Origin of the sequence: Flavobacterium channae (assembly GCF_021172165.1) — a bacterium.
GTDB lineage: Bacteria > Bacteroidota > Bacteroidia > Flavobacteriales > Flavobacteriaceae > Flavobacterium > Flavobacterium channae.
This window is the reverse complement of sequence record NZ_CP089096.1, coordinates 1,203,298-1,225,158: the sequence shown is the minus strand read 5'-3', so window position 1 is coordinate 1,225,158 and position 21,861 is coordinate 1,203,298. Positions and strand designations below refer to the sequence as shown.

At 30.9% G+C, this 21,861-nt stretch carries 22 protein-coding genes and 1 tRNA gene; 13 read left to right on the top strand and 10 right to left on the bottom strand.

Going from position 1 to position 21,861, the window contains the following annotated elements; translation table 11 throughout:
* Window positions 1-45 precede the first annotated feature (45 nt).
* Window positions 46-1,281 carry an HD domain-containing protein gene (locus tag LOS89_RS05530; protein ID WP_231836837.1) on the bottom strand — a complete coding sequence of 412 codons (1,236 nt, stop codon included), beginning with the start codon at window positions 1,279-1,281 and terminating at the stop codon, window positions 46-48.
* A gap of 133 nt (window positions 1,282-1,414) precedes the next feature.
* On the opposite strand from LOS89_RS05530, the gene porX reads away from it, so the two are divergent.
* From porX to LOS89_RS05485, 9 genes are all read left to right on the top strand, one after another.
* A complete protein-coding gene (gene porX, locus LOS89_RS05525) occupies window positions 1,415-2,968 on the top strand; it encodes a T9SS response regulator signal transducer PorX (protein WP_231836836.1) in 1,554 nt (517 codons plus the stop codon).
* Window positions 2,969-2,994: 26 nt separating this feature from the next.
* Window positions 2,995-3,408 (top strand): tRNA (adenosine(37)-N6)-threonylcarbamoyltransferase complex ATPase subunit type 1 TsaE, encoded by a 414-nt coding sequence (tsaE, locus tag LOS89_RS05520; protein ID WP_231836835.1) that lies wholly within the window; start codon window positions 2,995-2,997, stop codon window positions 3,406-3,408.
* A gap of 84 nt (window positions 3,409-3,492) precedes the next feature.
* Window positions 3,493-4,689, top strand: a complete 1,197-nt coding sequence (locus tag LOS89_RS05515) for an alanine dehydrogenase (RefSeq protein WP_231836834.1) — start codon at window positions 3,493-3,495, stop codon at window positions 4,687-4,689.
* Between the two features lie 74 nt (window positions 4,690-4,763).
* Window positions 4,764-5,150, top strand: a complete 387-nt coding sequence (locus tag LOS89_RS05510) for a DUF4258 domain-containing protein (protein WP_231836833.1) — start codon at window positions 4,764-4,766, stop codon at window positions 5,148-5,150.
* An 83-nt stretch (window positions 5,151-5,233) separates the two neighbouring features.
* Window positions 5,234-5,308 (top strand) — tRNA-Val (locus tag LOS89_RS05505).
* A gap of 130 nt (window positions 5,309-5,438) precedes the next feature.
* On the top strand, window positions 5,439-6,683 hold the full coding sequence (gene pepT, locus LOS89_RS05500; RefSeq protein WP_231836832.1) for a peptidase T: 1,245 nt from the start codon (window positions 5,439-5,441) through the stop codon (window positions 6,681-6,683).
* A 44-nt stretch (window positions 6,684-6,727) separates the two neighbouring features.
* Entirely contained in the window at window positions 6,728-7,183 is a 456-nt protein-coding gene (locus LOS89_RS05495) for a hypothetical protein (RefSeq protein WP_231836831.1), read from the top strand.
* 218 nt (window positions 7,184-7,401) lie between these two features.
* The gene (locus tag LOS89_RS05490; protein WP_231836830.1) at window positions 7,402-9,642 is read left to right on the top strand and encodes a M20/M25/M40 family metallo-hydrolase; all 2,241 of its coding nucleotides are present in this window, start codon (window positions 7,402-7,404) and stop codon (window positions 9,640-9,642) included.
* Window positions 9,643-9,673: 31 nt separating this feature from the next.
* Entirely contained in the window at window positions 9,674-10,249 is a 576-nt protein-coding gene (locus tag LOS89_RS05485; RefSeq protein WP_231836829.1) for a YdeI/OmpD-associated family protein, read from the top strand.
* Between the two features lie 62 nt (window positions 10,250-10,311).
* Here LOS89_RS05485 and yajC read toward each other — a convergent pair whose 3' ends face one another.
* The 4 genes from yajC to LOS89_RS05465 all read right to left on the bottom strand — a co-directional run bounded on the left by yajC (window position 10,312) and on the right by LOS89_RS05465 (window position 13,200).
* A complete protein-coding gene (gene yajC / locus LOS89_RS05480) occupies window positions 10,312-10,581 on the bottom strand; it encodes a preprotein translocase subunit YajC (protein ID WP_231836828.1) in 270 nt (89 codons plus the stop codon).
* A 19-nt stretch (window positions 10,582-10,600) separates the two neighbouring features.
* Complete coding sequence (locus LOS89_RS05475; RefSeq protein ID WP_231836827.1) at window positions 10,601-11,059, bottom strand: DUF1573 domain-containing protein; 459 nt, start codon at window positions 11,057-11,059, stop codon at window positions 10,601-10,603.
* A gap of 13 nt (window positions 11,060-11,072) precedes the next feature.
* Entirely contained in the window at window positions 11,073-11,981 is a 909-nt protein-coding gene (nusB, locus tag LOS89_RS05470; RefSeq protein ID WP_231837044.1) for a transcription antitermination factor NusB, read from the bottom strand.
* Window positions 11,982-12,096: 115 nt separating this feature from the next.
* A complete protein-coding gene (locus LOS89_RS05465) occupies window positions 12,097-13,200 on the bottom strand; it encodes a Glu/Leu/Phe/Val dehydrogenase dimerization domain-containing protein (protein WP_231836826.1) in 1,104 nt (367 codons plus the stop codon).
* A 193-nt stretch (window positions 13,201-13,393) separates the two neighbouring features.
* On the opposite strand from LOS89_RS05465, the gene LOS89_RS05460 reads away from it, so the two are divergent.
* Both LOS89_RS05460 and LOS89_RS05455 read left to right on the top strand, forming a co-directional pair.
* A complete protein-coding gene (locus tag LOS89_RS05460) occupies window positions 13,394-15,160 on the top strand; it encodes an ABC transporter ATP-binding protein (RefSeq protein WP_231836825.1) in 1,767 nt (588 codons plus the stop codon).
* A gap of 69 nt (window positions 15,161-15,229) precedes the next feature.
* On the top strand, window positions 15,230-15,604 hold the full coding sequence (locus LOS89_RS05455) for a PUR family DNA/RNA-binding protein (RefSeq protein ID WP_231836824.1): 375 nt from the start codon (window positions 15,230-15,232) through the stop codon (window positions 15,602-15,604).
* A gap of 53 nt (window positions 15,605-15,657) precedes the next feature.
* On the opposite strand, the gene LOS89_RS05450 is transcribed toward LOS89_RS05455, so the two are convergent.
* The 4 genes from LOS89_RS05450 to trxA form a co-directional block, all read right to left on the bottom strand.
* Window positions 15,658-15,990 (bottom strand): tRNA-binding protein, encoded by a 333-nt coding sequence (locus tag LOS89_RS05450; RefSeq protein ID WP_231836823.1) that lies wholly within the window; start codon window positions 15,988-15,990, stop codon window positions 15,658-15,660.
* 68 nt (window positions 15,991-16,058) lie between these two features.
* A complete protein-coding gene (locus LOS89_RS05445; RefSeq protein WP_231836822.1) occupies window positions 16,059-16,271 on the bottom strand; it encodes a YgaP family membrane protein in 213 nt (70 codons plus the stop codon).
* Between the two features lie 15 nt (window positions 16,272-16,286).
* Complete coding sequence (locus tag LOS89_RS05440) at window positions 16,287-16,676, bottom strand: rhodanese-like domain-containing protein (protein ID WP_231836821.1); 390 nt, start codon at window positions 16,674-16,676, stop codon at window positions 16,287-16,289.
* Window positions 16,677-16,711: 35 nt separating this feature from the next.
* Entirely contained in the window at window positions 16,712-17,014 is a 303-nt protein-coding gene (gene trxA, locus LOS89_RS05435; RefSeq protein ID WP_231836820.1) for a thioredoxin, read from the bottom strand.
* Window positions 17,015-17,158: 144 nt separating this feature from the next.
* On the opposite strand from trxA, the gene hemN reads away from it, so the two are divergent.
* Window positions 17,159-18,523, top strand: coding sequence for an oxygen-independent coproporphyrinogen III oxidase (hemN, locus tag LOS89_RS05430; protein WP_231836819.1), 1,365 nt, complete (start codon window positions 17,159-17,161; stop codon window positions 18,521-18,523).
* On the opposite strand, the gene LOS89_RS05425 is transcribed toward hemN, so the two are convergent.
* Window positions 18,524-20,278 (bottom strand): BamA/TamA family outer membrane protein, encoded by a 1,755-nt coding sequence (locus tag LOS89_RS05425; protein ID WP_231836818.1) that lies wholly within the window; start codon window positions 20,276-20,278, stop codon window positions 18,524-18,526.
* A gap of 202 nt (window positions 20,279-20,480) precedes the next feature.
* On the opposite strand from LOS89_RS05425, the gene LOS89_RS05420 reads away from it, so the two are divergent.
* Window positions 20,481-21,827, top strand: coding sequence for a DEAD/DEAH box helicase (locus tag LOS89_RS05420; protein WP_231836817.1), 1,347 nt, complete (start codon window positions 20,481-20,483; stop codon window positions 21,825-21,827).
* Window positions 21,828-21,861: the final 34 nt, after the last annotated feature.

The window sequence follows — 21,861 nt, the reverse complement described above, 5'->3', positions numbered from 1 at the left end:
TGACTCCACTTCATCTTGGCAAAAATATAAAATTTAATTAAAATGCTATGCTTCCATCACCACTTTTGGAAAACATATAAAATATTTTGTTACTGGTTTTGACAATGCTTTTAAATGCAATTGATCTGAAGCTTCAACTACATCTTCAATTGTTTTATCTTTTTTTAATATTCGAATTGGCTCACTTGATTTGCTATAGGCTTGATTCTTTAACTTTCCTTTAAAAACAAAATAATCGGCTTCTTTGTCAGAAATGTTTGCATAAGCCATATACTTATTCTTAAGTGCGATTAAATTTTCTTTGTTTGGCTTTTCATCTGACATTTGAATCTTTAATAAATCGCGATTCAGAATCATTTTACACAATGATTGCAAAACAAAATCGGAATGAAATTGCCATGATTTGATTGCTCCTAAAACATCATAATCATCTAAATAAGAAAACTTATCCAAGGTTGATTTATCAAAATCTTGTAATGAAATTTTATTTTGTAAGAAAAACTGAAGTGGTTCGCTACAAGGCAATAAAACTCCTTTTTGCGTTAATTCTTTAGCTCGCTTTAAAATTTTAGTTAATATCAGTTCTGCTACAACACTTGTCTTGTGCAAATATGCTTGCCAATACATTAAACGTCTTGCTACTAAGAACTTTTCAACAGAATAAATCCCTTTTTCTTCAATTACTAAATAATCGTCTTGCACATTCATCATCTGAATCAAACGCTCACTATTAATATTTCCTTCGGCAACACCGCTGTAAAAACTATCGCGTTTTAAATAATCCATTCGATCCATATCCAACTGACTTGAAATCAATTGCAACATGAATTTTCGATGATATTCTCCTTTAAAAACCTGAATAGCAAGTGCTAATTTTCCATTAAACTCTTTATTTAATTGCTCCATAAACTGAAGCGATAATTCTTCATGATGCACTTCTTCTACAATACTATGTTCCATTGCATGACTATAAGGACCATGTCCTATATCGTGTAAAAGTATAGCTATATATAGTGCATTTTCTTCTTCTTCAGAAATAGAAACACCTTTAAACTGTAAAGTTTGAACAGCTTTTTGCATGATATGCATACAACCTAATGCATGATGAAATCGTGTGTGATGTGCTCCTGGATAGACTAAATACGACATTCCCATTTGGGAAATTCTACGCAAACGCTGAAAGTAAGGATGTTGAATTAAATCGTAGATTAATGAATTTGGAATGGTAATAAAACCATAAATAGGATCATTGAATATTTTGAGTTTATTGGTATGGCTCACAGGTCTTTATTTTGAGTAACAAATGTAGCGATTTTTTATAAAAAGAATTGTTTAAAACTAATGTCAAATTTTATACTAAATTTAATACAATGGTCGTTTAATAAATAGTAACTTGCAAACAAATTAATAAGAAATGAGCCAGATAAAAATACTTTGGGTTGACGATGAAATCGATTTATTAAAACCACATATATTATTCTTAGAAAAGAAAAACTATCATGTAACAACTTGTAATAATGGTCAAGATGCTATTGATTTGTTTGATGAGCAAAATTTTGACATTGTTTTCTTAGATGAAAATATGCCTGGTTTGAGTGGTTTAGAAACTTTATCTGAATTAAAAGAAAAAAAATCTTCAGTTCCAGTAATTATGATTACCAAAAGTGAAGAAGAATATATAATGGAAGAAGCTATTGGTTCTAAAATTGCCGATTATTTGATAAAACCAGTAAATCCAAATCAAATTTTACTGAGTTTAAAGAAAAACTTAGACCATTCAAGGTTGATTTCAGAAAAAACAACTTTAGACTACCAAAAAGAATTCCGAAAAATTGTTATGGATATGGCAATGGTTCGCACTTACGAAGATTGGGTTGAATTGTATAAAAAACTTCTTTTTTGGGAATTGGAATTGGAAAATATTGAAGACCAAAGTATGGTTGAAATTCTAGAAAGTCAAAAAACGGAAGCCAATGTACAATTTGGTAAATTCATTGAGCGTAATTACGAAGACTGGATTCAAGATCCAGATGACGCTCCAGTTTTATCGCATCAAGTTTTTGGACAATATGTAGCGCCTGAAATTCGTAAAAAAGATAAACCTATCTTGTTTATTGTGATTGATAATTTACGATATGATCAGTGGAAAGCTTTTGAAAGTATAGTAAACAATCACTACAAATTAGAAAAAGAAGTAAGCTACTACTCTATTCTTCCAACAGCTACGCAATATGCCAGAAATGCTATTTTCTCTGGGTTATTGCCTTTAGATATGGAGAAAAAGTTTCCTCAATATTGGAAAAACGATGTTGATGATGGTGGAAAAAACTTATACGAAGGCGAATTTCTTACTGAGCAATTAAAACGTTTGGGATTAAATATCAAACAAGAATATTATAAGATTACCAATTTTAAAGACGGAAAAAAATTAGCAGACAATTTCAAAGCTTTAAAAAGTAACGACTTAACAACAATTGTTTACAATTTTGTTGACATGCTTTCTCATGCTAAAACTGAAATGGATGTTGTAAAAGAATTAGCATCAAATGATAAAGCGTATCGTTCGTTAACTTTGAGTTGGTTTAAAAATTCACCTTTATTAGAAATGATTCAGCAAGCGCAAGCACTTGGTTTCAGATTAATTTTAACAACTGATCATGGAACTATAAACTGTAAAAATCCTTCTAAAGTTATTGGAGATAAAAACACGAGTTTAAACCTTAGATACAAAACCGGAAGAAGTTTAACATATGAAGATAAAGATGTTTATGCAGTTAAAGATCCTAAAAAAATTGGACTTCCAGCTTTAAATATGAGCAGCTCTTTTATTTTCGCAAAAAACGATTTATTTTTGGCTTATGTTAACAACTTCAATCACTATGTAAGTTATTACAGAAACACTTACCAACACGGTGGAATTTCATTAGAAGAAATGGTGATTCCGTTTTTAGTGTTAGAACCAAGATAAAAGTTGCAGTTAATTATTGATATTATATGACAATAAACTACAGTTTAGAAGAAATAAATAACATTGCTAAACAAATATTAGCCACACCTTCTTTAAAAAAAATCATCACCTTTCATGCTCAAATGGGAGCCGGAAAAACGACCTTAATTAAAGAATTAGTCAAAGAATTAGGTGTAAAAGATAATTCAAGTAGCCCAACATTTTCATTAGTAAACGAATATCGTACTTATGAAGGCGAAATTGTGTATCATTTTGACTTATATCGTTTAAATTCTGAAGAAGAAGGATACGATATGGGATTAGACGAATATTTTTATTCTGATAATTGGTGTTTTATAGAATGGCCTGAAAAAACACCAAATTTAATTCCAATTGATCATGCTAGCATTTCAATCAAAGTCATGGCTGATGGTAAACGAGAATTGGTTTTAAAAAATTAAAGCTGAAACTATTTTGTTTTATCGAAACTGTATTTCCTATATTAAAAAATATTCCTAAATTGGTACCTCTAAAAACAACACGACATGTCCATTTATAGCCCTTTTTCAAAGTCACAGTTATTACCGCAAGAAGAGAAATTAGAAGTGGCACGACATAAAAGTGAATTATTTATTGGAATACCAAAAGAAACATCTTATCAAGAACGTCGTATTTGTTTAACTCCAGATGCAGTTTCTTCATTAGTTTCACACGGACATAGAGTAATGTTAGAAGCCGGAGCAGGTGAAAGTTCTAGTTATACAGATAAAGAATATAGTGATGCTGGTGCAGAAATAACGCAAGATCCTAAAAAAGTTTGGGGTTGCCCAATGATTTTAAAAGTAGAACCACCTACTCTTTCAGAAATAGAAATGATGAATCCGCAAACCATTGTCATTTCTGCTATTCAATTAAAAACACAAAAAAAAGAATATTTTGAAGCTTTAGCTTGTAAACGAATAACGGCTTTAGCTTTCGAATTTATTAAAGACGAAGATGGTTCATATCCGGCTGTAAAATCGTTATCCGAAATTGCCGGAACTGCATCTATTTTAATTGCTTCCGAATTAATGATTGGCGAAAACATTGGAAAAGGATTACTTTTCGGAAACATCACTGGAGTTCCACCAACAAAAGTTGTTATCATAGGAGCTGGAACTGTTGCTGAATATGCCGCTAGAACTGCCTTAGGTTTAGGTGCACATGTAAAAGTTTTTGATAATTCAATTACCAAATTACGTCGTTTACAAAACACTTTAAACCAAAGAATATTTACTTCAACCATTCAAGAAAAATCACTTTTAAAAGCACTTAGACGTTGTGACGTTGCTATTGGAGCAATGAAAGGAAAAAATAGAGCGCCAGTTGTGGTTACGGAAACAATGGTAGAACATATGAAAAAAGGCGCTATAATTGTCGATGTAAGTATTGATACTGGAGGATGTTTTGAAACTTCAGAAGTTACCACACATGAAAAACCAACTTTTATAAAAAATGGTGTAATTCATTATTGCGTGCCAAATATTCCTTCTCGTTATTCAAAAACGGCATCTTTATCAATTAGTAACATCATTTCTCCTTTCTTATTACACATTGCAGAAGATGGCGGAATTGAATCAGCGATTCGTTGCAATAGAGGATTAAAAAACGGAATTTATTGTTATCACGGATTATTGACCAACAAAGCTATTGCTGATTGGTTTAATTTAGAATATCGCGATATTAATTTGATTGTTTTTTAATACACTTCAAATCACTTATAAATCTTTATAACAATGTGTAGATTTTATAGTAAATTTGCACAAATTATTATTTTATGAAATTTCAGTTTCGATTAGCTTATTACTTATTTGGTTTATTTTTAGGAGGTGTTTTTGTTATGTGGTTTTTAAAAGCAAAAGCAGATGATAAAGGTGTACAATTTTGTTATTTACCAAATTGTCGTGTTTTAAAAGATTTAAGAAGTAAATCACTGGAAATCGATTCAGTTGCACAACAAGCATTAAATGCAAAATGGGTTACTTTAGAAGACATCAAGATGAGTTTACAACATGGAGATGTTGATTTTGGAAAAAGTAATGAACCTTATAAAAAAGGTAAAATATACGTTATTGAAGGTAAAACTTCTAAAAATGAAGACATTACCATTACTATGGTAAATTACACAAATAAAGTACTATTAGAAAAGATAGAAAAAAAGTAATTTTTTTCCCTTAAACACTTGCAGAAACAAATATTCCTTGTATATTTGCACTCGCAATACAGAAATAGTAAAGCACTTTATTGGGGCAATTAGCTCAGCTGGTTCAGAGCACCTCGTTTACACCGAGGGGGTCAGGGGTTCGAATCCCTTATTGCCCACAAAAATTAAATCCTACAGAAATGTAGGATTTTTTTGTTTGTACAATAAATACATAATTAACAACTTTAAAAGTTAATTGAATTTTAATTTAAGTACATCATTACTTATATTTGTATAAATTATATATACATGCAACACATTATCGATCGCTTTATAAGCTACGTTACTATAGACACTGAATCAGATCCAAATTCTGACACAACTCCAAGTACAAAAAAACAATTGGACCTTGCTAATTTATTAGTTAAAGAACTAAAAGCAATGGGGATGACAGATGTAACTATTGATAAAAATGGTTACGTTATGGCAACTCTTGAAAGTAATGTAAAACACGAAGTTCCTACTATCGGATTTGTTTCACATTACGACACAACTCCTGATTTTACTGGAGCTAATGTAAAACCTCAAATTGTAAAAAATTATGATGGTGGTGATATCGTTTTAAATAAAAAACAAAACATTGTTTTATCGCCAAGCTATTTTAAAGACTTATTACAATACAAAGGGCAAACGTTAATTACTACTGATGGCACAACACTTTTAGGTGCTGATGATAAAGCCGGAATTACAGAAATTATGTCGGCTATGGAGTACTTAATTCAACATCCTGAAATTAAGCACGGAAAAATCCGTGTAGGATTTACACCTGATGAAGAAATTGGTCGTGGCGCTCATAAATTTGATGTTGAGAAATTTGGTTGCGAATGGGCTTATACCATGGACGGAAGTCAAATTGGTGAATTAGAATACGAAAACTTTAATGCTGCTGGAGCTAAAATTATTTTCAAAGGAAAAAGTGTTCATCCAGGTTACGCAAAAGGAAAAATGATAAACTCGATGCTTTTAGCAAATCAATTTATTTCGAAATTACCTAAAAACGAAATTCCTGAAAAAACTAAAGGATACGAAGGATTTTTCCACGTAGTAGGAATTTCAGGAAGCATTGAAGAAACAGTTGTTGAATTAATCATCAGAGATCATAGTGCTAAAAAATTCAAAGAACGCAAAGAGTTCATTCATGAATTGGCAAACAAATTCAACAAAAAATGGAAAAAACAATTTGGTGATGAAATTGTAGTTGCTGAAGTGAAAGACCAATATTACAATATGAAAGAAAAAGTAAAACCTGTTTTTCATATTGTTGAAATTGCTGAAAAAGCAATGAACGAATTGGGAATAAAACCAATCATAAAACCTATTAGAGGAGGAACTGATGGTTGTCAATTATCTTACAAAGGTTTACCATGTCCAAACATTTTTGCTGGCGGACATAATTTCCATGGTAAATACGAATATGTTCCGGTAGAAAGTATGGTAAAAGCAACTGAAGTCATTGTGAAAATTGCTGAAATAACTGCTTCAAATAAAAAATAAAACTTTTATAAAGTAGTTAGCCGCTATATTCAGAAAACACTAAAATGATAGACACTTATCCAAATCCTTGGGACTTTCAAAATACTGACAAGAAACTTGCTTCGATAGACAATTTTCATAAAGTTATTTATTACAACCTAAATGAAATTGCGATGGGAGCACCAATCGGTGGACAATGTTTCATAGAAACAGGCAACGAAAGAAAAATTAAAATAAATGATTGGTGTGGCGGACCTCCAGCTTGGGAGACAGACGGACAATTGTTTGCAATCCCTATCTGGACAAGAAAATTTTTGAAAGGAACAATTCAACAAATTGGAGTAGTTGACACAAAGACAATGGAACTTAAAATATTCGCCAAGACATTTAGAGTTCTTGACATTCGTTCCTTTGACAAAACAACTATTTATGGTTATGACAGTCCAATTCATAAGACTAAAACCGTAGCTTTTGACATAACAAGCGAAAAAATAGAAAAGATAATAAAATTGACGCAATAAATACAGAAGCTATCAGAGCTGTTACAAGCAATTTACGGATTTAGTGGAATTATCTTTTTTAAACACTATTTTCGTTTAGCAGAAAATACTCTGCTTCGTAACCCTTAAACCGATTGTAGCGTCAGAACGACAAGTATTATTAAAGACAAGTTTAATCAGCTTGTCTTTTTTTGTATATTCGTATTTCAATCATATATACTTAAAATCAAATCATTAGTATGTCACAAACTATAAATTTTAAGAAAGCGCTTACTCTTGCTTTCACTTTTAGTTTTACTCTTATTTCATTTTCACAAGAAAAACATTTAAAAAACATTAAACAATTAACCTTTGGAGGCGATAATGCAGAAGCTTATTTTAGTCCGAAAGGAGATAAACTAACACTTCAAGTAACCAATAAAGCCTTCGGTGTTTCTTGTGACCAAATTTTTATGTTAGATTTAAAAGCACAAGAATTCAACGAAAAAAGTTTAAAGTTAGTTTCTACTGGAAAAGGAAGGACTACTTGTTCTTTTTATATGCCAGACGGCAAACATATTCTTTATGCATCAACACATGCTGCTGACCACTCTTGTCCTCCTCCACCAAAACCAATTGAAGGAAAATATCTTTGGGCAATTTATCCGGAATATGATATTTATATAGCCGATTTAAACGGAAATATCAAAAAGCAATTAACCAATACTCCAGGATATGATGCTGAAGCAGTAGTTTCACCTGATGGAAAAAAAATAGCGTTTACCAGCATTAGAAGTGGCGATTTAGAAATCTACACTATGGATATCGATGGAAGTAATTTAAAGCAAATCACATTCGGATTAGGATATGATGGTGGTTGCTTCTTTTCGCATGATAGTAAGAAAATTGTATTCCGTTCATCTCGACCAAAAACAGCAGAAGCGATTAAAGAATATAAAGATTTATTAGCGCAAAACTTAGTAGCGCCTTCTGAAATGGAAATCTACACTTGTAACATAGATGGTTCCGATTTAAAACAAATTACAAGTCTTGGAAAGGCAAATTGGGCGCCTTACTTCCACCCTTCTGATAAAAAAATTATCTTTTCTTCAAATCATCATTCTACTCGTGGTTACGATTTTCAATTGTTTATGATTGATATTAATGGAGAAAACTTACAGCAAATTACATGGGAAAGCGAATTCAATGCGTTTCCAATGTTTTCACCTGATGGAAAAAAACTAGTTTTCTCGAGCAATAGAATGCAAAGCAAACCAAGAGAAACTAATGTTTTTATAGCCGATTGGGTTGAAGGTGATGTTACTGAAATTGCTCAACCAAAATCATTAAAAAAACATATTAGCTATTTAGCTTCTGATGAATTACAAGGACGTTTAACGGGTTCGGAAGGAGAGAAAAAAGCAGCTGAATATATTGCAAAAGAATTCAAAACTTTAGGATTAAAACCTTATGCTAATAATACTTATTTCCAAAAATTCAATTATAAAGTAAAATTAAACCCACATGCAACAGATGGTTCTGGTGATAAAGCAAATAATGGAACCAATGTAATTGCCTTTTTAGACAATAAAGCTTCTAAGACAATAGTAATTGGAGCGCATTACGATCATTTAGGGTTAAACGAACACAATCATTCTACAAAACCTAATTCTCATGGAGAAATTCATAACGGAGCAGATGACAATTCTTCAGGAGTTGCTGGAGTATTAGAATTAGCTCGAATGTTATCTACTAATAAAACCAAAGAAAATGCCAATTACATTTTTGCTTTATTTTCAGGAGAGGAAGATGGTTTAATTGGATCAAAACATATGGCAGAAACTTTAAAATCATTGTATCCAAATGTAGTTACAATGATTAACATGGACATGATTGGACGTTTAGATAAAGATAAAAGTTTAGTTGTAGGTGGTGTTGGAACTGCTCCAGAATTTTCAAACATTGTAACCAAAAACAAACCAGCTGGATTCAATGTAACTTTGGACAATGCTGGTCAAGGTCCATCTGATCACACTTCTTTTTACCTAAAAGATATTCCGGTTTTGTATTTCTTTACAGGAACACATAACGACTATCACAAACCTAGTGATGATGAAGATAAAATCAACTATTATGGTGTAAGAAACATTGTTGATTATGTATTTAGAGTAAGTTCAGATATTGAAAAACTTGATAAAATTGAATTTACTAAAACTGCCATGAATTCAGAAAAAATTGTCCCTAAATACAAAGTTACATTAGGAATCATGCCAGATTATACCGATCATGGAGATGGTTTACACATCGATGGTGTTACTGATAATCGACCTGCTCATACTGCAGGAATTTTAGCTGGAGACATTCTAGTTAAAATTGGTGATTGCGAAATAAAAGAAGTTTATAGCTACATGGACTGTTTAGCGCAATTAAATGCTGGAGACGAAAAAGATGTTATTATCATGCGCGAAGGAAAACCTATTACGGTAAAAGTAAAATTTTAAAATTATTATATTTTCTCAAATCTTAACATGAATGGAAAAAGAAAATAAATGGAATAAAACCAATCAATGGAGTGAAGAATTGGATAAATTACATGCAATTATTCGAAAAACACCTTTAATTAAAACTGTAAAATGGGGTGGTCCTGTTTATACCTACAATAATAAAAATGTTGTAGGATTGGGTGGTTTTAAATCCTATTTCGGAATTTGGTTTTATAATGGTGTTTTCCTTAAAGATGAAAAAAAATTGCTTATCAATGCCAATGAAGAAAATACAAAATCATTGCGCCAAATGCGATTTAATTCTATTAATGAGATAGATGAGAAATTGATTTTATCTTATATTAATGAAGCAATAGAAATTGAAGACAAAGGTTTGTTTATTCCTAAAGAAAAGAAAGAGACTATTATTCCAACTATTCTTGAAGTAGAGTTAGATAAAAATTCAATGCTAAAAGAAAAATTCAATTCGTTTACACCCTATAAACAAAGAGAATTCATAGAGCACATTAATTCTGCAAAGCAAGAGAAAACGCAAATAGCTCGATTAGAAAAAATTCTCCCGTTGATATTAGAAGGTAAAGGATTAAATGATAAATACCGATAGTTATTAAATAAAAAAGCCGAATTTCATTAAAGAAATTCGGCTTTTTAAATAATTTTAAAATCTTATTTTGCAGCTAATTTAGCACTCATTTCCATTGAAATAGCAGATTTTTCCATTTTAATTTTTCCTGCCATAGTCTCTACAACAATTGTGTCCTCATTCATTTCTGCAATCTTACCATGAATTCCAGCTTTTGTGATAATTCTATCCCCAACTTTTAATCCGGTTTCAAATGCTTTTTCTTTTTTGGCTCTTTGTTGTTGTGGTCTTATTAATAAAAAATAAAACACGGCAATCATTAATACAACTTGTATTGCTAAACTTGGATTCATATCTATATTTATTTAGCTACTATTTAGCAGCTGGTGTTACATTGGCTTTAATCTTAAACGTCTCGTGTCCATTAGCAGTATTAGTAGTTAAAGTAACTGTTTTTTCTTGCTGCCCTGGCTTGTTTTTTGAATCAAAAGATACTTTTATTGGTGCAGAATCACCTGACTTAATTGGTTCTTTTGGAGGCAATGGAACTGTACAACCGCAACTTCCTTTTGCATCATGAATTAATAAATCAGAATCACCAACATTTTTCACAATAAATTCGGTTTCTACAATATCACCTTCTTTAATAGTTCCAAAATCATGAACTTCTTTATCTAACTCTATTTTTGCAACTTTACCTGCAATTGCATTAGCTTCTTGAATAGCTTTCATATCAGCATCTGTAATTTTGTCTGCTGCACTTTCTTGTTTACAAGCTGTTGCTAATACCATTAATGAAAGGGTTAATAACCCAACTGACTTTCTTATCATATTTTTAAAAATTTTATAATAAACCTCTACCCGCTTTATTTAATTTTCCATCTCGGCTAAACTCTTTTACCAAGTTGTCCAAAATTCCGTTGATAAAAATACTACTTTTTGGCGTAGAATACTCTTTTGCAATTTCTAAATATTCGTTAATTGTTACTTTAGTTGGAATTGAAGGGAATTTTAACAATTCGCAAATAGCCATTTTTAAAATAATAGTGTCTATTTCTGCAATACGCTCCACATCCCAGTTAGGTGTTTTATCTATATATTCTTTTGATAATTCAACTTCGTTTAAAACCGTTTTTCTAAACAAGTTCTTCACAAACTCTTTATCATCTGAATCTTTGTAAACTTTAGGAACAATTAAAGTATCACTTTCCGATTTTAATTGTTTTAGCTGTTTTACGATTAATGTATTGATTCCTGGTAAATCATCAACCCAAGTTAATTTATAATCTTCTAAATAATCATACAAACGATCACTTGGAGCAATAACTTCAGTATATAAATTTACAATGAAATATTTGTCATCGTCAAAACTAGATTTAGCATTTGACATATAATCCTTATACAATTCGCTTTCTTTAATTGTATCAATTAAACTTAAAATAATATCATCGTTTAATTTCCAATTATTAATATCATTATCATCTAAAGCTGTTTCTAAAGCTTCTGATTCTGCTAATAAAACAAGAATTTTATTGTTTACGAATTTTAAATTAGGATTTCGTTCTTCTTTAGTAGCTAAGTGTTTTTTTGAAGCTAAATCAATGTATTCCTCTTCTTTCTTTTTTATTTCAATAAGGGCTGAAAGTAATAAAAGATATAAGTTTTGAGTATTCTCGATACTTTGGAAAATAAATTTTTCTTCTTTATCCAAATTATCAGACTGATGTTGATGCATCGAATAAATACTTTGCATCACTTTTACACGGATATGTCTTCTGTTTAACATACTAATTAAGAACTTTATAAAATTAAGAGAGCGAAAGAATAACTCTTTCGCTCTGCAAAAATACAATATTATTTAAAATGAATTACTTCTTTAATTCATTTTTTGCATCATCAATACGTTTTTGAGCCATAGAAAAAGCTGCTTGATGTGTTGTGATATTATTGTCATCAGCAAATTTGAAAATTTCTAAAGCTGTGTTATAGATGTTTTCTGTTTTCTCCATAACCTGAGCATTAGTCCATTTTACCAATTCAGAATATACATTAATAACACCTCCAGCATTAATTAAGAAATCAGGAGCATATAAAATTCCTTTTTCTTTTAAGATTTTTCCATGTATTGCCTCGTTTGCTAATTGGTTATTAGCAGCACCAGCAATAATTGAAGCTTTGATGTTATCGATAGTTACATCATTAATTGTTGCTCCTAAAGCACAAGGTGCATAAATATCTACATCAGCACTATATAAATCTTTACCTGTAAAAATTTTAGCTCCGTATTTAGCTCCTACTTGGTGAACTCTATCTTCATTGATATCTGTAATAGTAACAATTGCACCACTTTCTGTTAAGTGTTGCACTAAAACTTCACCTACGTGACCAATACCTTGTACTAAAACACTTTTACCTTCTAAGTTATCAGAACCAAATTTGTATTTAGCAGCTGCTTTCATTCCCATGAAAACACCATAAGCAGTAACAGGAGAAGGGTTACCAGAACCACCTCTTTCAACTGAAATACCCGCTACGTGTTTTGTAACTTCGTTTACAGTATCCATATCTTTAGTTTCCATCCCAACATCTTCTGCAGTGATATATTTTCCAGATAAAGAATCTACAAATTGTCCGAAACGACGCATTAATTCAGGAGTTTTTTGAGTTTTAGCATCACCAATAATTACGGCTTTACCTCCACCTAAATTTAATCCAGAAATAGAGTTTTTGAAAGTCATTCCTCTAGACAAACGTAAAACATCGTTCAATGCTTCCCATTCATTTGTATAATTCCACATTCTAGTTCCTCCTAAAGCAGGTCCTAAAACTGTGTTATGAACTCCGATAATTGCTTTTAATCCTGTATCTTTGTCGTGACAAAATACAACTTGTTCATGACCATCAAAAGATACTTGACCAAAAACTGGATCTACTTTATGAAGCTCATTTGCTTTTAATAATTCTGCTGTCATGCGATTTGAGTTGAGTTGAAAATTATTCAATATTTAATTACAATATTACGAATAATTTTAAAATGATTCAAAAAATTATATTTATTTTAATAATTTAGCAATGAAATGCTAAAAAACACGATAATCGTTCATTATCAATTGATTATCTTTTTAATGAATTTGATACAGAAATGTTATCGCCCTAAAGAATACTATGAAAGAATTACAATATTTAAACAAATACTTTGTCAAATACAAATATCGTTTCCTACTCGGAATTTTCATTACAATTGTAGCGCAAATCTTCTCTTTATTTACTCCAGAGTTAATTGGAAACTCTATAAAAGTGATTGAAGATTACGTAAAAAGCGCTGATGGTGACTTACTTAGCTTCAAAAAAACACTTTTTCACAATATTTTACTGATTTTAGGCACCACTATTATTGCAGGATTTTTCACCTTCTTAATGCGTCAAACACTAATTGTTATGTCACGTTATGTTGAGTTTGATTTGAAAAACGAAATCTTCAATCATTACCAAACTTTATCACAAAGTTTTTACAAACGTAATCGCACAGGAGATTTGATGAATAGAATAAGTGAAGACGTTAGTAAAGTAAGAATGTATGTAGGACCAGCGGTGATGTATTCTTTGAATACCTTAATGCGTTTTACAATTGTAGTGATTTACATGTACAACATTTCGCCAAAACTTACTTTATATTCATTATTGCCCTTGCCTCTTTTATCGTATAGCATTTTCAAAATAAGCTCTATGATTCACAAGAAAAGTGGTGAATTTCAGAAAAACCTATCAACGCTTTCAAGTTTTACTCAAGAAATTTTTTCCGGAATACGCGTTATTAAAGCTTATGCCATCGAATCTAAAAAGCAAAAAGAGTTTAATGATTTAAGCACAGAAAGCAAAACTAAAGCAATGGATTTGGCTTTGGTAAATTCACTTTTTGGACCATTAATGATTTTACTAATTGGATTGAGTAACTTGGTTGTGGTATATGTTGGTGGTTCTATGTACATAAACAACGATCCTGAAATAGCTAGTATTGGAGTTATTGCCCAATTCATTTTATACATTAATATGTTAACTTGGCCAGTAGCTTCATTAGGTTGGGTTTCTTCATTAGTACAAGAAGCAGAAGCATCACAAAAACGTATCAATGAATTTTTAAAAGAAAAACCTGAAATTAAAAATACTGTAAGTGCTCATACTACAATAGATGGTGCAATTAAATTTAACAACGTTTCATTTGAATACGAAGACACTAAAATAAAAGCATTAGAAAATATCTCATTTGAAGTTAAAAAAGGAAAAACATTAGCTATTTTAGGAAAAACAGGTTCTGGAAAATCAACACTTCTAACATTAATTAGCAGACTTTACGATACAAATCATGGAACTGTTTTTATTGATAATAAAGATGTTAAAGACTTAAATTTATTTGATTTAAGAAACCAAATAAGTGTTGTTCCACAAGATGCCTTTCTGTTTTCGGATAGTATAAAAAACAATATTAAGTTTGGAAATGAAAATGCAACAGAGGAAGAAGTAATGGAAGCTGCAAAAAAAGCTGTAGTTCATGATAACATTATGGCTTTTAATCATCAATACGAAACTATATTAGGAGAAAGAGGAATTACACTTTCGGGTGGTCAAAAACAGCGCGTTTCTATTGCACGAGCTTTAATTAAAAATGCTCCTATCCTACTTTTAGATGATTGTTTGAGTGCTGTAGATACCGAAACTGAAGAAACCATTCTAAATAATTTGCTAGAATATTGCAAAGACAAAACAACTATAATTGTTAGTCATAGAGTTTCATCTGCAAAAAATGCCGATTGGATTTTAATTTTAGATGAAGGAAAAATTAAGGAGCAAGGCACTCATTCTCAACTATTAGAACAAAATGGTTATTACAAAGAACTGTTTTTAAAACAACTTTCGGAAAAAGATTTTGATTAAACTTTTGTTTTATCGATTTTTTTTTAGATTTTTGAGACGCTATAACACTAATTAATTGACAGTAGGATTATGAGAGAAAATGACATGTTAGAAAAAGAGGATATTTTTTCTAAAGTATTGCGTGCAGGAAGAAGAACGTATTTCTTTGATGTAAGAGCTACAAAAGCAGATGATTACTACATTACCATTACTGAAAGTAAAAAATTTACTGAAGAAGATGGTTCATTTCACTTTAAAAAACACAAAATTTATTTGTACAAAGAAGATTTCGCTGCTTTCCGTGAAATTTTAGACGAAATGACTGATTTTGTTTTAGATCAAAAAGGTGAAGAAGTAATTTCTGAAAGACACCAAAAAGATTTCAAAAGAGAAACTTACAGCGAAGTTAACGAAGAAGTAAAATCGGCTGAAAGTTTTACAAATATTGATTTTGATGATATTTAATCATTAATCAAAATAAAAAAATCCCAAACTCTTTTTAGAATTTGGGATTTTTTTTATCCTATTCGTAACCCATTTTCAACGGGTATATCCGAAGTAAGCAGAACAATATCATTGCCATCTCCTACTGAACCCAAAACCAAACATTCACTCATAAAATCAGCGATTTGTTTTTTTGGAAAGTTGACAACAGCGATTATTTGTTTACCAATTAATTCTTCTTTTGAATAACGTTTGGTTATTTGCGCTGAAGATTTTTTAATTCCTAATTCCGAACCAAAATCTATTGTTAATTGAAAAGCAGGTTTATTCGCTTTAGGAAAGTCATTAACTTCTACTATAGTTCCTATGCGCATCTCTACCTTTTCAAAATCATGCCATGTAATCATATTCTTAAAATAAAAAAAGTATAATTCACAAAGGTAAATTATACTTTACAATACTATTTATTTCTAAATTATTTTTTTCCTTTTTCTTTATTGGTATTAACACCTAATAAAGTGTATAAAGGACAAAACTGGACAGAAGATGTTATTATCATTACAGCTCCAACGCCTAAAACAATCCACTTCAAAGTTCCATCTAGCATACCAGAAAGTCCTAAAATCAATGCAATTACTCCAATCATTACGCGAAGAAAACGATCTCCTGTACCTACGTTTTTTTTCATAATTTAAAATTTTAATTATTTAACTGTTGGTTTATTTTCACTATTCCAATTGGTAATTCCACCATCTAAATCAGAAATCGATTTAAAACCCATTTCTTTTAATTTAGCAGCAGCTTTGGCACTTCTTCCGCCTGCTTTGCAATATACCATAACTGGTTTTTCTTTATCTAAATTGGCTACACTTGCTTCAAAATTATCCCCATTTATATCCATATTAATCGCGTTTTCAATATGACCTTCAGCAAATTCTTCTGGTGTTCGAACATCAACTAACTGCACATCAGGTTGCATCATTTTTTGTTCATACTTTGCCACATCTAAAACTTGTACTCCTTCTGATTGATTTTTCAAACAAGATGTCAAACCCAGAAAAAGAACTAATAAACTTAAAACTCGTATTTTCATATTAAAACTTTTTTTTGATTTATAAATATAGAAAATTAATTCAAATGATTGTTAACAATCGTAGTTAAATCATTTGCGCTCAACACGCCAGATTGTCTCCAAAGCATTTTTCCTTTCTTAAAAAGCATTAAAGTAGGAACTCCTCTTACCATAAAATGACTAGCTAAATCTTGATGTTGATCTACATTTACTTTTATAATTTTTACAGCATCGCCTAAATTAGATTTTACATCTTGTAATATAGGAGACATCATTTTACATGGTCCACACCAATCGGCATAAAAGTCTACTAAAACCAAATCATTACTATTAATTATATCATTAAATTTTGCATTCATAATTTCACTTTTTATTCTTTACCAAAGGTACAATTTGAAAAATCTTTTTTCTGTAATATTTGTTACACAAACTTAACATGACAATTATCATTTTTTATTTTTCAGAAGCACTTTAAGTTTGTACTGTGCTAAAAATCTATTGCTATGTCAGTCTCAATTGTACAAAAATATAACGTTCCCGGACCTCGCTATACTAGTTATCCAACTGTTCCTTATTGGGAAGAGGAAAAATTCCATTTAGAAGATTGGAAGAGAACTTTGTTACAATCTTTCAAAGAATCTAATGCTACAGAAGGTATTAGTTTATACATACACCTTCCGTTTTGTGAAAGCTTATGTACGTTTTGTGGATGTAACAAACGCATCACCAAACGCCATGAAGTTGAAGATCCATATATTACAGCTGTTATAAAAGAATGGAAATTGTATTGCGATTTATTTCCTAGAAAGCCAATTATTAAAGAAATTCATTTAGGAGGAGGAACACCAACATTCTTTTCTCCTGAAAATTTAGAACGTCTTATAAATGGCATTTTTCAATATGCATCAAAAGCAGAAGAACACGAATTTAGCTTTGAAGGTCATCCAAACAATACTACAAAACAACATCTTCAAACATTATACGATTTAGGATTTAGAAGAGTAAGTTTTGGAGTACAAGATTATTCTCCAAAAGTACAAGAAGCTATTCATAGAGTACAACCTTTTCATAATGTGGCAAAAGTAACTTTTTGGGCAAAAGAAATTGGTTATACTTCTATTGGACACGATTTGATTTTTGGATTACCTTTTCAAACGCTAGAAGATGTAAAAGACACTATCGATAAAACAAAATCATTACAACCAGACAGATTAGCATTTTACAGTTATGCACATGTGCCATGGATTAAAGGAAATGGACAACGCGGATTTAAAGACGGAGATTTACCAAAAGATGATGAAAAACGTCGATTGTATGAAGAAGGAAAAAAGCAATTGGCTAAAAACGGTTATCACGAAATAGGTATGGATCATTTTGCACTTGAAAATGATAGTATGTTCACTTCATTTAAAGAAGGCAAATTACATCGTAACTTTATGGGATATACTGCTTCAAAAACCCAATTAATGATTGGATTAGGAGTCTCTTCTATTAGTGATAGTTGGTACAGTTTTGCTCAAAATGAAAAAAAATTAGAAGATTATTACACCCATCTTTCTGAAGACCAGCTTCCAGTTTTTAGAGGTCATATATTAACAAAAGAAGATTTAATCATCAGAAAACACATTTTAAATTTAATGTGTCAATTTACTACTTCTTGGAAAGATGAATCTTTAAATTTCCCAGAATTACCAACTGTTTTAGACAGTTTAGAAGAAATGCGAGAAGATGGTTTATTATCTATTATTGATGATACTATTACTGTTACGGAAAAAGGAAAACCTTTTGTGCGCAATATTTGTATGGCATTTGATTTACGATTGATTCGAAAAGCACCAGAAACCAAGTTATTTTCAATGACAATTTAACTATTCGTAACGAATATAAGCTGGTTTCGACAATTGAAAATCGTAAAGCGTTAAATTGGTATTTTCAAATGAGTTTACTTTCATTACATCGTCTCCATTAAAAGGGATTGAAGGATAGTATGAGAATGAAATTTGAAAACTATTAAAAACCAAAAAGTCATTATTGATTAAAGCGCCTATACTAAATTTAGAATACACTTTACTCGAAAATAAAGCTTTTTCATTTGCCAAAGAACCAAAAGTAGCATTGAAATAAGGACTAAAACGAAATCCATACCAACTACCTGGAATGTACGATTGTGTTTGAAAAGAAACAGTCCATTTTTGAATTCCGTTTAATAAATCATTAAAACCAGGCAATCCATCTTCATCACGTAAAGTTAAACGATCTTTAAACGAATCATCACGATTGTTTCCCCATACATAAGTTGGCTTTACAAATTGTCTAAAATGCCATTTTCCCCAAGTTAATAACGGACTAAAATAATTGAATCCAAATTTAAATGTGGTTTGTTCGGTTAAACCAGCATCATAAAAACTTCCCCATTCTGCAAAAGTGCTTGCATATCCAAATTTACATTTCTTACCATAAGAAACACTCAATCCGGTATACATTCTGGTATTACTATTTTTCTCTTGATGACCAATAATTAAAGCTATGTTTTCACCATAAGGAATATCTTCAACAATGTTATAGTTGAAAACAAATTTGTCTTGAAAGAACTTTTGTCTTGAAAATCCTATCATTCCAATCCAGTTTTTCTCATTAGAAAAATAATCAGATGGATCTAATGCTGCACTCGGTTTTCTATCAAAATCCTTTTCATTATAAGCAAGAGCAACAATCAAATTACTATAATAACGTTCAGGATTTTCTTTTGAATTTATTTTAAAAGCTCTTCCATACCAATATTCTTGAAAGTCAAAGGAGAAAACTTCAGGAACAACATCACCATTAAAAGGAAATTTTTCCGTTTTAAGTTGGTTCTCAAAATAAACACCACCCGCATTTTTAGCAACAACTGAATAAAAAGGACGATTTAAATTGATACTTCTTTTACTATCATTATTAAAATCATTTGAATAATTCAGGTCAAAACGAATGTATGTATTTTTAATATTGTTAATCGAATACTGCGCATTAACAGCTCGTTCTTTTGTATCAAATCGATTCTTAATATTTCCACTTATCAAATGACCAAAACCTAAAATATTACGCTCCGTTAGTTTAACACTACTTTCCGTAGAAGATAAACTTCCAGTAGGAATTAAAGTCCAAGAATCTAAAACTCGAATTTTAATATCTATTGAATCTTTATTATTTGGAATAGTAACTGGTACAATAGTAACTTCTCTCACATAACGCTGACTTCTAATCAAACGTTCTGATTCGGCAACTAATTTAGAATCTAGCTTATCATTCTTTTTAAAAAGCATCAAATTCCGAATGGTAATTTCTTTGGTCTTTATATGTATCGAATTACCTATTTTGTCTAATTTACGCTTTGGAATTTTCTTTTCGTTTGTAACCGAATATCCAAATGGATCTAACGTTTCGATAGTTATATTTCGAATGATTCTACCTTCCTGATATTTAGGAACAGTTTTTGGCTTAGGCTTTGAAGGAATTATATTTTCTGCTTTAAGAGCCGATTCTCTAAACAATAGTTTATAAATGAATCTCGAAAACTTACTTTTCTTTGAAAAATCATTAATATCATGATAAATAGAAATACTATCTCCTTTTTTTTCCACGGTTTGTGCATTTCCTTTCCAGGAAAAAAAACAGCACGTAAAAAGTAATAAAAAGACAAGTTTCTTATTCATAGCTTGAGTAAAAACTAAACTAAAGCGAAAATATTGTTTTATAAATTAAATTGCATTTATTTTCACAAAAAAAGCACAAAACAACATTACAAAAAGTTTGTGTACCTTTGCACAAATTTAATACCAGTTTATGAAAGCATTCTTAGAATTTGATTTACCAAAGTCGTTACAAAAAGCATTAGACGAATTAGGTTTTGTTCACGCAACGCCTATTCAAGAAAAATCGCATTCTGTAATTCTTTCAGGTAGAGACATGATGGGAATTGCTCAAACCGGTACTGGTAAAACCTTTGCCTACTTATTACCTATTCTTAAGCAATGGAAATTTCAAAATAACGAATCGCCAAGAGTTGTTATTTTAGTTCCAACACGTGAATTAGTAGTTCAGGTAGCAGAAGAAGTTGAAAAGCTAACTAAATATATGAGTGTGCGTACACTTGGTATTTATGGAGGTGTTAATATTAACACACAACGAAAAGCTTTAGCTGAAGGTGTTGATATTTTAGTAGGAACTCCAGGACGTGTAATGGATTTAGGATTAGATGGCGTTTTGCGTTTCGACAATTTACAAAAATTAGTAATCGACGAATTTGACGAAATATTAAATTTAGGATTCCGTGCGCAATTGACTTCCATCTTAACCATGATGCGAGGTAAAAAACAAAATATCTTATTTTCGGCAACTATGACGGAAGAAGTGGATGAAATGTTAGACGAATATTTCGAATTTCCAGAAGAAGTTTCCTTGGCGCCAAGCGGAACTCCATTAGAGCAAATCGAACAAATTGTATATCAAGTTCCGAATTTCTTGACCAAATTGAACCTATTGAAACATTTGGTTCGTGAAACAGAAGGAATGGATCGTGTATTGATTTTCGTAAACAACAAACGTATAGTTGAATTAGTTTCCGAAACCTTAGAAAGCGAATTTCCAGAGCAATTTGGAGTCATTCACTCCAACAAATCACAAAATTATCGTTTAAATACGATGGCAGCTTTTCAAGCGGGCGAATTAAGAGGTTTGGTTACTACAGATATTATGGCGCGTGGTTTAGATATTTCCGATATTACACACGTTATCAACTTACAATTTACCGAAGAACCAGAAAAATACATGCACCGTATTGGTAGAACCGGTCGTGCTGATAAAACAGGGGTTGCCATAAGTTTAATTTCACCAAGTGAAGTGGAACCAAAAATTGAGGTAGAATTATTAATGAATACCGAAATTAAAGAACTTCCAATCCCAGAAGATTTAAAAATAGAAGAACGCTATTTAGACTTCGAAAAGGAAAAGAAAAAAATGAAGTTCTTACTTAAAACGCCAAAAAAAGAAGGCGGCCAAGCATTCCATGAAAAGAAAGACAAAAACAAAAAAGTCAACCTAGGCGGTCCAGGAAAACGTACTCCAAGAAAAACAGAATCAAGAAACCGAGCAGTCGAAAGAAAACGTGCAGAGAAGAAAAAGAAGAGATAATTTTTTAGTGGTCAGTGTTCAGTTTTTAGTTGGC